Origin of the sequence: Nocardioides mesophilus (assembly GCF_014395785.1) — a bacterium.
Classification (GTDB): Bacteria; Actinomycetota; Actinomycetes; order Propionibacteriales; family Nocardioidaceae; genus Nocardioides_B; species Nocardioides_B mesophilus.
Window position 1 is genome coordinate 2,018,964 of record NZ_CP060713.1, and the last position, 13,677, is coordinate 2,032,640.

Consider the following 13,677-nt stretch of genomic DNA (forward strand, 5'->3'; position numbering starts at 1 on the left):
CGATCACTCCCGGTCCCCGGGCTCGTGCGGGCGGGCGTTGCGGGCCACCCGGGCGGCGAACACGCCGGCGCCGTAGCCGTTGTCGATGTTCACGACCGTGACCCCGGGGGCGCAGGAGTTCAGCATCCCGAGCAGGGCCGCCAGCCCGCCGAAGGAGGCGCCGTAGCCGACGCTGGTGGGCACGGCCACGAGGGGTACGCCGGTGAGCCCGCCGACCACGCTGGGCAGCGCGCCCTCCATGCCGGCCACCACCACCAGGCAGTCGGCCCGGGCGAGGTCGTCGCGGGCGGCGAGCACCCGGTGCAGGCCGGCCACCCCGACGTCGTTGACCCGGTGCACCCCGGCGCCGTAGACCCGCGCGGTCAGCGCCGCCTCGGCGGCGACCGGGGCGTCGGAGGTGCCGGCGGAGACGATGGTGACCAGCCCCCGCGACGGCGGCAGCGGGCCCAGCGTGGCCGCGCCGGCGACCTCGTCGAGGACCGCGTCGGGCAGCTGCGCCAGCACGGCCTCGCGGGACGCCGCGGACAGCCGGGTGGCGAGCACCGCCCGGTCCGGGTGCGCGGCGTGCAGCCGGGTGAGGATCTCGACGACCTGCGCCGGTGTCTTGCCGGCGCCGTAGACGACCTCGGGGTCGCCCGTCCGCGCCGCGCGGCCGGTGTCCAGGCGCGCGTAGCCGAGGTCGTCGATGTGGTCGCTCACGCGAGCGAATCTATCTCCGGCGCCCGCGTGGCCGGCCGGGGAGGTCACTAGGGTGGGCGCCATGCCCGGAGTCCCGCCCGCCCGCTACGCCTACCTCGGCCCGGAGGGCACCTTCACCGAGCAGGCGCTGCGCACCCTCCCCGCGGCCGCCAAGGCGGACCTGCAGCCCTGCTCCACGGTGACGCTCGCCCTCGACGCGGTCCGCGGCGGCGAGGCCGACGGCGCGGTGGTGCCGATCGAGAACTCGGTCGAGGGGTCGGTCCCGGTCACCCTGGACGAGCTGGCCACCGGCGAGCCGCTGATGATCACCCGCGAGATGACGGTGCCGATCGCATTCAGCCTGCTGGCCCGGCCCGGGACCTCCGCCGACGACGTACGACGGGTGGCGACCCACCCGCACGCGGCCGCCCAGACCAGGCGCTGGGTGGCGCTGCACCTGCCGCGGGCCGAGGTGGTGCACACCTCCTCGACGGCGCAGGCCGCCTTCATGCTGACCCGCGAGGACCGGGAGTGGGACGCCGCGATCTCGGCGCCGGTGGCGGCCGAGCACTACCGGCTGGCCACCCTGGCCACCGGGATCGCCGACAACCCCGACGCGCTGACCCGGTTCGTGCTGGTCTCGCGCCCCGGGCCGCCGCCGCCGCCGACCGGTGCGGACAAGACCTCCCTGGTGGCCTTCATGCGCGAGGACCACCCGGGGGCCCTGATGGAGATCCTCGAGCAGCTCGCGATGCGCGGGGTGAACATGACCCGGATCGAGTCGCGGCCCACCGGGGCCGCGCTCGGCAACTACTGCTTCTCCGTCGACTGCGAGGGGCACGTCGACGACGCCCGGGTCGGCGAGGCGCTGATGGGGCTGCGCCGGGTCTGCGCCGACGTCCGGTTCCTCGGCTCCTACGAGCGGCACGACGGCATCGCGCCGACGATCCGCCCGGGCACCTCGGACCGGGAGTTCCTCGACGCCGCCGCCTGGCTCGCGCGCCTCCGCCACGGAAGCTGAGCGGCACCCTAGAGTCGGCGCCGATGAATGAGACCCTGCTGGCCGTGCTCGCCGTCCTCGGCGTGCTGCTCGCCGCGACCGCGCTGGTGCTCGCCCTGCTCGCGCTGCGCCGCACCGGCTCGAACCGGCGCACCGCCCGTCGCGCCGGCGAGCTGCCGGTCGACGTCCAAGGACTGCGCGCCGAGGTGCACGCCCTCCGCACCGAGGTCTCCGACGCGCTGCGGCACCTCGCGGTGGTGCGCTACGACGCCTTCGGCGACATGGGCGGCCACCTGTCCTGGTCGCTGGCGCTGCTCGACGACGCCGGCGACGGGGTGGTGCTGACCTCGATCCACGGCCGCAGCGACGCCCGCACCTACGCGAAGAACATCACCGACTGGTCCTGCGACCAGCCGCTCTCCCCGGAGGAGCAGGAAGCGATCAAGTTCGCCCGCACCGCCTGAGAGCGGGACGATCCGACGAGCCCCGGACCGCTGCCGGGCACCTGGGCACAATGAAGTCGTGACCGACGACTGGGTGGCACAGGGCGGTTGGACCACGGAGGACGCGGTCCGCCTGTACGCCGCCCACCGTCTCGGCCTCGTCCGGACCGCGTCGCTGCTCGTCGGCGACCAGGACGCCGCGGAGGACCTGGTCCGGGACACCTTCGCCGCCTTCCTCGCCCGCCGCCACGGCGTCCACGACCCCGACGAGGCGCTCGACCGGCTGCGGTCCGCGCTGGTGCTCCGCTCCCGCCGCGCGGTCCGGGACGACCAGCGAGCGCGACCGGACGAGAAGCCCCGGAACCTCATCGAGGCCGTGCGGCGGCTGCCGGCCCGGCAGCGGGAGGTGCTGGTGCTGCGCTACTGGTGCCGGCTCTCGGAGCTCCAGACCGCCGACGCGCTCGGGACCAGCGCCACGACCACCAGGTCGAGGACCCGGCGCGCGCTGGAAGCGCTCGCAGCGTCCGGGGCGTCCGGCACGTCCGGAGGCTTCAGCGCGCGCGAGGAGGGAGCGGCGGCGGATCCCTCCCTCGAGGACCGGCTGGGGTCCGTGTTCGCCGCCCGGGCCGAGGCGGTCGCTCTCGAGGACCTGCGGCCGTTCGAGGTGCCCGAGCCGGCCCGGCGCAACCGGCGCCTCGTCGCGCTCATGGCCGGCGCCACCGCCGCAGCGGCCGTCGTCGCCGCTCCGTTCCTCACCGGGGCCGAGGACAAGCCGCCCCCCGCGGACCCGCCGGGAGCCGTCCGGATGGACGTCGACGGCGACGGCGACCCCGACCTGGTCAGCGTCAGCTTCGACCTGGCCGCGCACACGTACCTGCTGAGGGTCGCGGTCTTCGACGGTCCCACAGTGACCCACCAGGGTCTCGCCCTGCACGCGCCCACCATCCTGGGCGGGGCCGACCTCGACGACGACTACTCCGCCGAGGTCGCGCTCAAGGTGTCGCAGAGCACCGCACGGCTCCCGGAGTTCTTCCGCTACGTCGACGGCCGGCTCACCCGCCTGGACACGCCGGCGGTGACCGAGCGGGTCCACGGCTGGGACTCGGAGTCACCGGGCAACCAGTTCACCCTCCAGGACGGCCGGCTCTACACCTGGGCGCTCCAGCCGAGCGCCCCCGACGGGGCGGACACGGTCGCGTTCTGGGCGTGGCGGGTGCGGGGGGACGCCCTGCTGCCCGGGCCGCGGCAGCAGCGCTGCCTCAGCGTCGAGGACCCGATGCCGGTGGAGTGCGGGGTGATCCCGGAGGAGGAGAGCCAGGAGACCACCGCCGACCTCGACGGTGACGGGCTCCCCGACGACGTCCGCCTCTCCTTCACCGCGGCGCAGATCCAGCACTCGATCGCCGGCTACCGGGTCCGGGCCGCGCTCTCCGGCGGCGGCAGCGTCGCGGCGGAGGGCCCGGCGGGCGGACGGCCGATGCTGCTGAACCCGCTCTCGCTCGGCCACGACGAACGCCAGCAGGTGCTGGTCAGCCAGGCCGCCGGCGACTCGCTGTCGCTGTCGCTGTTCGGGCTCCTCGACCACCGGCTGGTGCTGCTGCTCGAACCGAAGCAGCCGGAGCTCGGGTACGGGGTCCACGACGGCCGGGTCTACCGCTGGGCCGCCTCTCCGGGCCGGCTGGTGACCTTCACGAAGGCGGCCCTGGTGAGCCCCGGGGTCCGTCGCGTCGACGGCTTCGAGTGGCGCGTCAGGGCCGGCTCGCTGGTCGCCCGCCCGCTGGACGACCAGTGCCTCCGGGCCGGCCGGGGCTACCTCCCCGAGCCCTGCTGATCCAGGTGCGACCGGCCGGGCGGGTCGGTCAGGAGTCGCGGTGCCCGCAGGGCCCGTCGGGCCGGACGTCCAGGCGGGAGCCGGCGACGTCGAGGGCGACGGTGGCCAGCGTCCGGTGCCAGAGCACCGGGTCCGTGTCCCGGTCCGGGTGCGCGCAGATCGCTCCGGCGCCGTCCTCGGTGAGGTCGTGGTCGGTCATCGCCGTCACCACCTGCTCGGGCGAGGCGGGCGGGCCGGCGGCGAACGCCTGCTCGAGCTTGGCGCGCCGGGTGGCGCTCCCCGTGCCGAGGGTCGCGGCGAGGCAGCCGGCCTCGCCCTCGGGGGAGACGAAGTGGTTGGTGCGCACCAGCAGGCCGTCGCTGGGGTCGAGCCGCCCCGGGCCGCCTGGGAAGAGCTCGATGGTGGCGGCGGTCCCCTCGGCGTCGAGGACGGTCAGCGAGGTGGACGCGGAGGTCGGCGCCTGGGCGATCTTCCAGGCGTCGTCGAAGGACTGCGCCTCGTCGAGGATCCGCCGGCTGAGCAGGTGCACCGGGTAGCCGATCGTGCCCTCGGCGACCCGGGCGGCGTCGTGGGCGTGGTGCAGCATGTTGAGCATCACGCCGACGCCGTACCCGTTGACCCCGATCTTGCCGAGCATCCCGAACTCGGTGACGGTCTCCACGACCCGGCCGTCCGGGTGCGGGATCCGCCAGTGGAACCAGCCGTCGGACATCGCGTGGTACCAGTCCCAGGTCTGCACCGCGAACGGCGCGCGCCCCTCGGGCAGCGAGACCACCGACGAGCACTCGGAGATCCCCGTCGGGTTGGCCGCGACCAGCAGCTCGGTGCGGGCGTTGATCGCGGCGATCTCGTGCACCGGTCGACCGGCGCCGGCGGCGATCCCCGCGATCTCCTCGGCGTGCAGTGGCGCGAGGTCGAGGATGCTCTCCCAGGCCCGGCCCGCCCACAGGTCGACGTCGAAGGTGCGGGAGCCGGCCCGCGCGGCGAACAGCCGACGGTAGGCGGCGACCGTGGCGGCGATCTCGGCACGGAAGTGCTCGCCGAGCTCGGCGCCCCGGTCGTAGGGCTCGAGCACGGAGGAGGTGAAGGTCACAGGGGCGGGCATGCCCCCACCGTAATCGGAGCGGGCTCAGTGCGGCACGCGGACGAGCAGCCGGCCGTGCCGGACCTCGGCGTTCAGCTCGCGGCCGGCGCCGATCGGGTCGCCGTCGAGCTGGCGCGGGGTGTCGGTGGCGGCCCGGACGGAGACCTTGCGGCCGGTCATCCGGTTCACGGTGTCGTCGGTGCGCTTTCCCTTGCTGAGGATGCGCACCGCGAGCGGGATCCAGGACAGGAAGCGCCGCGGGTGCAGGATCACCACGTCGAGGATCCCGTCGTCGATGGCGGCGTCGGGGAGCAGCGGCATCCCGGCCTGCAGGTAGCCCACGTTGCCCACCACGACGGTGCGCGCCCGGTGCTTGGTCCACGGGCCGCCGTCCAGGGAGATCTCCACCCGGACGGGCTGGAACATGATGTTGCGCAGCCCGGACACGATGTAGGCCAGCCAGCCGACCTTGGCCTTGATCTGCTCGTTGGCGCCCTCCATGATCGCCGCGTCGAAGCCCATCCCGGCCATCACCAGGAAGTGCTCGTCGGGGCCGATGCCGTCACCGGAGATCGCCACCAGGTCGATCGCCCGGTCCTGACCGTTGAGGCCGACGTCGATCGCGGCGTTGAGGTAGAGCGGGATGTCGAGGTTGCGGGCCAGCAGGTTGCCGGTGCCGGCGGGCACCACGCCGACCGGGATGCCGGTGCCGGCCAGCTCCGCGCACACGGTGCGCACGGTGCCGTCGCCGCCGCAGACCAGGACCAGCTCGGCCCCGTCGATCGCGGCCTGCTCGGCCATCGAGCGGCCCGGGTCCGCCACCGTGGTCAGGTGCCAGGTCGGCGCGGTCCAGCCGGACTCGGCGGCCATCCGCTCGACCAGCGCCTTGAACGCGTCGACGTCCTCGACCTTGATCGGGTTGAGGATGACCGCGAGCTTGCGGGTCCGGGGCAGCGGCCCGGCGAAGGTCTCCTTGGGGCGGGCCCGCGGTGCGGGATCGAAGACCAGCGCGGCGGCGAGCACCCAGAAGACGCCGACGCCGTAGCCGGCGACGACGTCGGAGAGGTTGTGCACGCCGAGCAGCAGCCGGTCGGAGCCGACCAGCACGACCAGCGCGAGGGCGAGGCCGATGATCGCGCGGCGCTGGCTGCGACGACGCACCAGCAGCGACGCCAGCAGAATCGCGACGCCGGCGGCGGAGGCGATCCCCGAGGAGTGCCCGCTCGGGAACGAGAACGAGCTCAGGGTCTGGACCGGGTCCTCCCAGACCGGGCGGGTCCGGCCGAAGGTCTGCTTCAGCACCGTGGTGGTCAGCGAGGCGCCGCTCATCACCACGACCGTCCAGATCGCCGCCCGGCGGTGCTTGCGCAGCGCGAGCATCGCGGCCGCGACGACCGTGTACGCCGTCATGGCGATCGTGCCGAACGCTGTCTGCACGAAGAGCAGGAAGTGCAGCAGCCAGTGCTGGGAGACGCTCCAGGTGTAGACCTCCCTGCCGACCCCGCCGTCGACCTGGTCGAGCTGGGTCAGGTCCGTCCGCACGAGCAGGCACAGCACCAGCACCACGACGGCGCTGATCACCGCCCAGATCGCCATCAGGCGCCGGGCACGGGGGCGAAGGACACGGAGGCTCCTGGCTGCGGGGGACGAACGACCCAGTATGACCACCGCGCCGTGCCCGGCCGCGGCACAGGTAGTCCGGGCGGAGACCAGCGCCACAGGACGCTCTCGTTAGGCTGGAGGCGTGATCGACCCTCGACTCCTCCGCGACGACCCCGACCGTATCCGCCTAGCCCAGGCCAAGCGCGGACTCTCGCCCGAGGTGGTCGACGACGCGCTGTCCGCCGACGAGCGGCGCCGCACGGCGATCGTGGAGTACGAGCGGCTCCGCGCGGAGCAGAAGCAGCTCGGCGCCCGGATCCCGCGGGCCGGGGCCGAGGAGAGGCAGGAGCTGCTGACCCGCACCAAGACGCTCTCGGCGGAGGTCAAGAAGGCCGAGGCGGCGCAGGGGGAGGCCGAGGAGGCGTTCCGCTCGGCGATGCTGGCGATCCCGAACCCGGCCGCCGAGGAGGCGCCCGCCGGCGGCGAGGACGACTACGTGGTGCTCGAGCACGTCGGCACCCCGCGCGACTTCACGGCCGAGGGCTTCGAGCCGCGCGACCACGTCGAGCTCGGCCGGCTGCTCGGCGCCATCGACATCGACCGCGGCGCCAAGGTCTCCGGTGCCCGGTTCTACTACCTGACCGGGGTCGGCGCCGACCTCGAGCTCGCGCTGGTCAACATGGCGATGGACCAGGCCCGCGGCGCCGGCTTCACCACGATGATCCCGCCGACGCTGGTCAAGCCGCGGGCGATGGAGGGCACCGGCTTCCTCGGCCAGGCGGCCGACGACGTCTACCGGATCGACGGCGAGGAGCTCTACCTGGTCGGCACCTCCGAGGTGCCGCTGGCGGCGTACCACTCCGACGAGATCCTCGACGGCAGGTCGCTGCCGCTGCGCTACGCCGCGTTCAGCCCGTGCTTCCGCAAGGAGGCCGGCTCCTACGGCAAGGACACCCGCGGCATCATCCGGGTGCACTGGTTCGACAAGGTGGAGATGTTCTCCTACACCACGCTGGAGGAGGCCGAGGCAGAGCACCAGCGGCTGCTCGGCTGGGAGAAGGAGTGGCTCGGCAAGCTGGAGCTGGCCTACCGGGTCATCGACACCGCCGCCGGCGACCTCGGCCTGTCCGCGCAGCGCAAGTTCGACTGCGAGGCGTGGATCCCCACGCAGGGCAAGTACCGCGAGCTGACCTCGACGTCGAACTGCACCGACTTCCAGGCCCGCCGGCTCGACGTCCGGGCCCGCTTCCCCGAGGGCGCCGACGGCGGGACCGCGGTCAAGCACGTGGCCACCCTCAACGGCACGCTGGTCGCGATCCCGCGCACGATCGTGGCGATCCTGGAGACCCACCAGCAGGCCGACGGCTCGGTCCGCGTCCCCGAGGCGCTGCGGCCCTACCTCCAGGGCCGCGAGACCCTCGAACCCGTGCCCGGCGCCGGGACCGGCCGGTGAGCTTCACGCCCCGGCTGGTCGCGCTCGACATCGACGGCACCCTCTACGCCAACGTCCGCGCGACCGGCGCGGTCGAGGAGAAGATCAGCCGACCGGTGTTCGAGGCGATCCAGCGCGCGGTCGACGCCGGCGCGCACATCGTGCTCTCGACCGGTCGCTCCGCCTTCGGCATCACCCAGGTCTGGGAGCAGCTCGGTCTGCCGCGGGACGAGCAGCAGGTGCTCACCGTGGCCAGCAACGGGTCGGTGGTCTTCTCCTACCCGCCGATGGAGATCCTCTCCACCATCACCTTCGACGCCCGCGAGCTCGTCGAGCGGCTGCTCCAGGAGATCCCGAACGCCGCGGTCGCGGTCGAGGAGGTCGGGATCGGCTACCGGCTGAACCGGCCCTTCCCCGACGGGGAGATCACCGGCGAGCTGACCATCGAGCCGGTCGAGAAGCTGGTCGCCGACCCGGTCACCCGCGTGATCATCCGGGACCCGCACTCCTCGGAGGAGGAGTTCGTCGAGATCGCCGAGAAGCTCGGGCTGCACGGCACCAACTACTTCATCGGCTGGACGGCGTGGCTGGACCTGTCCCCCGAGGGGGTCTCCAAGGCGTCGGCGCTGCGCGAGGTCGCGGCACGCCTCGACGTCGACCAGGCCGACGTGCTCGCGATCGGTGACGGCCGCAACGACGTGGAGATGCTGCGCTGGGCCGGGCGCGGCGTGGCGATGGGGCAGGCGCCGCTGGAGGTCCAGGAGGCCGCCGACGACGTCACCGAGACCGTCGAGGACGACGGGGTGGCCGTCGAGCTGGCCCGCTGGTTCTGAGACCGGGGCTGAGGAACGTGCTGAAGCTGGTGGCGACCGACCTCGACGGCACGCTGCTGCACACCGACGGCACCGTGACCGCGCGCACCCGCGCGGCGCTCTCCGCGGTCGAGGAGCAGGGCGTGGCGGTGGTCTTCGTGACCGGCCGGCCGATGCGGTGGATGGACGAGCTGTGGGCGCACGTGGGCGACCACGGGCTGGCGATCTGCTCCAACGGCGGGATCGTGTACGACGTCGCGCGGCACGAGGTCCGGACCGCGAGGCCGATCCCCGTCGGCGTCGGTCTCGAGGTCGCGCGCCGGCTGCGGGAGGGCCTGCCCGGTGCCGCGTTCGCCCTGGAGCGCACCGACGGCTTCGCCAAGGAGCCGCACTTCATGGAGCGGTACCCGGTCCCCGCGGGGGTCGACGTCGGACCGCTGGAGCAGGTCTTCGACGAGCGGACGGTCAAGCTGCTGGCCCGCCACGAGGAGCACGACCCCGAGAAGTTCTGGGCGGCCACCGAGGAGCTCGTCGGGGAGCTCGTCACCACCACCTGGTCCTCGGCCGGCGCGCTGGTCGAGATGAGTGCCGCCGGGGTGACCAAGGCGTCCACGCTGGCGGTGCTGTGCCGCGAGCTCGGGGTGGCCGCCGACGAGGTGGTCGCCTTCGGGGACATGCCCAACGACCTGCCGATGCTGGAGTGGGCGGGCACGTCGTACGCCATGGCGAACGCCCACTCCTCGGTGCTGGCCCTGGCGGACCGGACCGCACCCGCCCACGACGAGGACGGCGTCGCCCACGTGCTGGAGCAGCTCTTCGGCCTGTGACCCGCCGGTGTTCTGCAGCGCGCCCCCTTCCGAAAACCGGCCATCCGCGTCACAGTGTGCGTGCAGGCATGCGATGTGGCGCAGGACACACGGTGTGGCCGGGGCCCGGAAGCGGAGGGAAACCATGTCCTCGAACGATGCGGTCGGCGCCACGCGCGAAGCGCTCACCACCCTGGCGGCCACCGTCCTGCGGGTCCGCAACGAGTACGGCGACACGCTGGGGGTGCGCCGGCTGGTCAGCGACGTCGACCGGCTGCAGGCCGACCTCGACGAGCTCGGTGGTCCGCAGCCCGGCCACAAGCCCGGGGTCAACAAGGAGGACCTGCTCGAGATCCCCGACGACCCCTACGACGAGAGCATGTGGCACGACGCCCAGTCCGAGGCGCAGCGCGCGCTCTGAGGAGGGGGAGCATGTCGACAGGCGTCCGCAGCGGGGGCCGCGCGCAGATCGAGCAGCGGACGCTCCGGCAGGACCGGTGGTGGCTCTACCCGGCGGCGACGTTCGTGGTCTTCACCGCGTTCGTCGTCTACGCGACGTGGCGGGCGTTCGCGGGCGAGCACTACTACTCCGCGCCGTACCTCTCCCCGTTCTACTCCCCGTGCCTGACCACTGACTGCGTCGAGGGCTCGAGCGACTTCGGGCAGCCGTTCAGCTGGTGGCAGCTCTCGCCGGCGCTGGTGATCCTGATCTTCCCGCTCGGCTTCCGGATGAGCTGCTACTACTACCGCAAGGCCTACTACCGCTCGTTCTGGATGAGCCCGCCGGCCTGCGCGGTCGCCGAGCCGCACGGGAAGTACACCGGCGAGCGGCGACTGCCGCTGATCCTCAACAACGTGCACCGCTACTTCTTCTACGCCGCGGTGGTGGTCGCGGCGATCCTGACCTTCGACACGGTGCTGACCTTCCGCGACGAGAACGGCGAGTGGGGCCACATGGGTCTCGGCACGCTCGTCTTCGTCGCCAACATCGTGCTGATCTGGGGCTACACCCTCGGCTGCCACTCCTGCCGGCACGCGGTCGGCGGCCGGTTGCGGCACTTCTCCAAGCACCCGGTCCGCTACCGCACCTGGACCCTGGTCTCGAAGCTCAACGCCCAGCACGCGAGGTGGGCCTGGCTGTCGCTGTTCTCGGTGGCGATCGCCGACCTCTATGTCTACCTCCTCGCCACCGGGGCGATCACCGACGTGAGGTTCTTCTGATGGTCTCGACAGGCTCGACAGGATCGACGGGCGGCGCCGGCGAGCGGCATCCCATGACCGGCAACCGGATGGACCCCGGCGAGTCGGGTCCGCAGGGCGGCCTCGAGCGGCACCTGTACGACGTCGTGGTGGTCGGCGCGGGCGGGGCCGGCCTGCGGGCGGCGATCGCGGCCCACGACGCCGGCGCCAAGGTCGCGATCGTGTGCAAGTCGTTGCTGGGCAAGGCGCACACCGTGATGGCCGAGGGCGGCATCGCGGCGGCGATGGGCAACCTCTACGCCGAGGACAACTGGCAGGTGCACTTCCGCGACACCATGCGCGGCGGCAAGATGCTCAACAACTGGCGGATGGCCCAGCTGCACGCCCAGGAGGCGCCGGACCGGGTGCTCGAGCTCGAGGAGTGGGGGGCGCTCTTCGACCGCACCGACGACGGGCTGATCTCGCAGCGCGACTTCGGCGGCCACCGCTACGCCCGGCTCGCGCACGTCGGGGACCGCACCGGCCTGGAGATGATCCGCACCCTGCAGCAGCGGGCGGTCGACCTCGGCATCGACGTGTTCATGGAGTGCACGGTCACCGAGCTGTTCCGCGACGAGACCGGGCCCCGGCCACGGATCTCCGGCGCGTTCGCCTACTGGCGCGAGACCGGCCGGTTCATCGTCTTCGAGTCGCCGACCGTGGTGCTCGCCACCGGCGGCATCGGCAAGTCCTACCAGGTGACCTCGAACTCCTGGGAGTACACCGGCGACGGGCACGCGCTGGCGATGCGGGCCGGGGCGAGCCTGATCAACATGGAGTTCGTGCAGTTCCACCCGACCGGGATGGTCTGGCCGCCGTCGGTCAAGGGCATCCTCGTGACCGAGTCGGTGCGCGGCGACGGCGGGGTGCTGAAGAACTCCGAGGGCGAGCGCTTCATGTTCGACTACATCCCCGAGTTCTTCAAGGCCGAGACCGCCGACACCGTCGAGGAGGCCGAGGGCTGGTACACCGACAAGAAGAACCACCGCCGACCCCCCGAGCTGCTGCCCCGCGACGAGGTGGCCCGGGCGATCAACTCCGAGATCAAGGCCGGTCGCGGCTCACCGCACGGCGGGGTCTTCCTCGACATCGCCTCGCGACGCGACGCCGAGTTCATCCGTCGCCGGCTGCCCTCGATGTACCACCAGTTCCGCGAGCTCGCGGACGTCGACATCACCGCCGAGCCGATGGAGGTGGGGCCGACCTGCCACTACGTCATGGGCGGGGTCGAGGTCGACGCCGACACCGAGCAGAGCATCGTCGAGGGGTTGTACGCCGCCGGCGAGGTGGCCGGCGGGATGCACGGCTCCAACCGGCTGGGCGGCAACTCCCTGTCGGACCTGCTGGTGTTCGGCCGGCGCGCCGGCCACAACGCGGCGTACCACTCCCACCGCCTGGGCGGGGCCCGGCCCACGGTCAGCGACAGCCAGGTGAAGGCCGCCGCGGCCGCGGCGCTGGCGCCGTTCGAGATCGCCCAGGACCCGGGCCGCCGGGGCGAGAACCCCTACACGATCCAGAAGGACCTCCAGGACGTCATGCAGCGGCTGGTCGGGATCATCCGGACCGCCGAGGAGCTCGAGGCGTCGCTGGGGGAGATCGCCCGGCTCAAGGAGCGGGCCACCCGGCTGGCCGTCGAGGGCCACCGGCAGTACAACCCCGGCTGGCACCTCGCCCTGGACCTCGCCAACATGCTGGTGGTCTCGGAGTGCATCGCCAAGGCGGCCCTCGAGCGGCAGGAGTCCCGCGGCGGGCACACCCGCGACGACTTCCCCGGCCCCGACCCGTCCTGGGGGGCGCGGAACCTCGTGCTGACGCTGCCCGGGGGCGACTTCACCGCCCCGGTGCACCTGCGGCACCAGCCGTTGCCGGTGATGCCGGACGACCTGAAGACGCTGTTCGACCAATGAGCCGGCCGCGAGGAGAAGAGGGCTGATGGCCTACGACCTGAACATGCGCGTCTGGCGCGGCGACGCCTCCGGGGGCGCGCTGGGCGACTACGTCGTGAGCGTCGAGGAGGGCGAGGTCGTCCTCGACGCCATCCACCGCCTGCAGGCCACCCAGGCCGGCGACCTCGCGGTGCGGTGGAACTGCAAGGCCGGCAAGTGCGGCTCCTGCAGCGCCGAGATCAACGGCCGGCCTCGGCTGATGTGCATGACCCGGCTGGCCGACTACGACGAGTCCGAGACGATCACCGTCACGCCGATGCGGGCGTTCCCGGTGATCCGGGACCTGGTCACCGACGTCTCCTACAACTACGAGAAGGCCAAGCAGGTGCCCTCGGCGCGGCTGTCCCCGCGGGACCCGGACGGCAAGCGCCGGATGGCGCAGGCCGACGTCGAGCGCGGCCAGGAGTTCCGCAAGTGCATCGAGTGCTTCCTGTGTCAGAACACCTGTCACGTCGTGCGTGACCACGAGGAGAACAAGCAGGCGTTCGCCGGGCCGCGGTTCTTCCTGCGCTACGCCGAGCTCGACATGCATCCCCTCGACACCCACGACCGCCGGGCGCTGGCGCAGGAGGCCGCGGGCCTCGGGATGTGCAACATCACCAAGTGCTGCACGGAGGTGTGCCCGGAGGGCATCAAGATCACCGACAACGCGATCATCCCGATGAAGGAGCGGGTCGTGGACCGCAAGTACGACCCGGTGGTCTGGCTCGGGGAGAAGATCGGCCGGCGGCGCGGCACCGACCGGGGTTCGCGCGAAGAGGTCTGAGCGTCCCCGCACCCGGGTTATATATCGTGACCCGATGG

13 protein-coding genes are annotated in these 13,677 nt (G+C 72.8%); 10 read left to right on the forward strand and 3 right to left on the reverse strand.

The features are described 5' to 3' along the window. Nucleotides 1-3 precede the first annotated feature (3 nt). Complete coding sequence (gene larB, locus H9L09_RS09540; RefSeq protein ID WP_246456396.1) at nt 4-699, reverse strand: nickel pincer cofactor biosynthesis protein LarB; 696 nt, start codon at nt 697-699, stop codon at nt 4-6. A 61-nt stretch (nt 700-760) separates the two neighbouring features. On the opposite strand from larB, the gene pheA reads away from it, so the two are divergent. Genes pheA through H9L09_RS09555 form a run of 3 tightly spaced genes read left to right on the forward strand, consistent with a single transcriptional unit; the run spans nt 761 to nt 3,952 of the window. Continuing rightward, the gene (gene pheA, locus H9L09_RS09545; RefSeq protein ID WP_187580362.1) at nt 761-1,699 is read left to right on the forward strand and encodes a prephenate dehydratase; all 939 of its coding nucleotides are present in this window, start codon (nt 761-763) and stop codon (nt 1,697-1,699) included. A 23-nt stretch (nt 1,700-1,722) separates the two neighbouring features. Further along, on the forward strand, nt 1,723-2,142 hold the full coding sequence (locus tag H9L09_RS09550) for a DUF4446 family protein (protein WP_187580363.1): 420 nt from the start codon (nt 1,723-1,725) through the stop codon (nt 2,140-2,142). Nucleotides 2,143-2,200: 58 nt separating this feature from the next. Next, a complete protein-coding gene (locus H9L09_RS09555; RefSeq protein WP_187580364.1) occupies nt 2,201-3,952 on the forward strand; it encodes a sigma factor-like helix-turn-helix DNA-binding protein in 1,752 nt (583 codons plus the stop codon). A gap of 28 nt (nt 3,953-3,980) precedes the next feature. Here H9L09_RS09555 and H9L09_RS09560 read toward each other — a convergent pair whose 3' ends face one another. Beyond that, nucleotides 3,981-5,057 (reverse strand): C45 family autoproteolytic acyltransferase/hydrolase, encoded by a 1,077-nt coding sequence (locus H9L09_RS09560; protein WP_187580365.1) that lies wholly within the window; start codon nt 5,055-5,057, stop codon nt 3,981-3,983. Between the two features lie 24 nt (nt 5,058-5,081). Then, a complete protein-coding gene (locus tag H9L09_RS09565) occupies nt 5,082-6,632 on the reverse strand; it encodes a bifunctional phosphatase PAP2/diacylglycerol kinase family protein (protein ID WP_187580366.1) in 1,551 nt (516 codons plus the stop codon). Nucleotides 6,633-6,780: 148 nt separating this feature from the next. Between H9L09_RS09565 and serS the strand changes: the two genes are divergently transcribed. The 7 genes from serS (at nt 6,781) to H9L09_RS09600 (ending at nt 13,639) form a co-directional block, all read left to right on the forward strand. Further along, complete coding sequence (gene serS / locus H9L09_RS09570) at nt 6,781-8,091, forward strand: serine--tRNA ligase (RefSeq protein WP_187580367.1); 1,311 nt, start codon at nt 6,781-6,783, stop codon at nt 8,089-8,091. Nucleotides 8,092-8,105: 14 nt separating this feature from the next. Beyond that, entirely contained in the window at nt 8,106-8,903 is a 798-nt protein-coding gene (locus H9L09_RS09575; RefSeq protein ID WP_223164338.1) for an HAD family hydrolase, read from the forward strand. Nucleotides 8,904-8,920: 17 nt separating this feature from the next. Continuing rightward, a complete protein-coding gene (locus H9L09_RS09580) occupies nt 8,921-9,709 on the forward strand; it encodes an HAD family hydrolase (protein ID WP_223164280.1) in 789 nt (262 codons plus the stop codon). A gap of 124 nt (nt 9,710-9,833) precedes the next feature. Then, complete coding sequence (locus tag H9L09_RS09585) at nt 9,834-10,109, forward strand: hypothetical protein (RefSeq protein ID WP_187580369.1); 276 nt, start codon at nt 9,834-9,836, stop codon at nt 10,107-10,109. Nucleotides 10,110-10,120: 11 nt separating this feature from the next. Beyond that, a complete protein-coding gene (locus tag H9L09_RS09590) occupies nt 10,121-10,909 on the forward strand; it encodes a hypothetical protein (protein WP_187580370.1) in 789 nt (262 codons plus the stop codon). Between the two features lie 53 nt (nt 10,910-10,962). Then, entirely contained in the window at nt 10,963-12,834 is a 1,872-nt protein-coding gene (locus tag H9L09_RS09595; RefSeq protein ID WP_246456397.1) for a fumarate reductase/succinate dehydrogenase flavoprotein subunit, read from the forward strand. Between the two features lie 25 nt (nt 12,835-12,859). Next, complete coding sequence (locus tag H9L09_RS09600) at nt 12,860-13,639, forward strand: succinate dehydrogenase/fumarate reductase iron-sulfur subunit (protein ID WP_187580371.1); 780 nt, start codon at nt 12,860-12,862, stop codon at nt 13,637-13,639. Nucleotides 13,640-13,677: the final 38 nt, after the last annotated feature.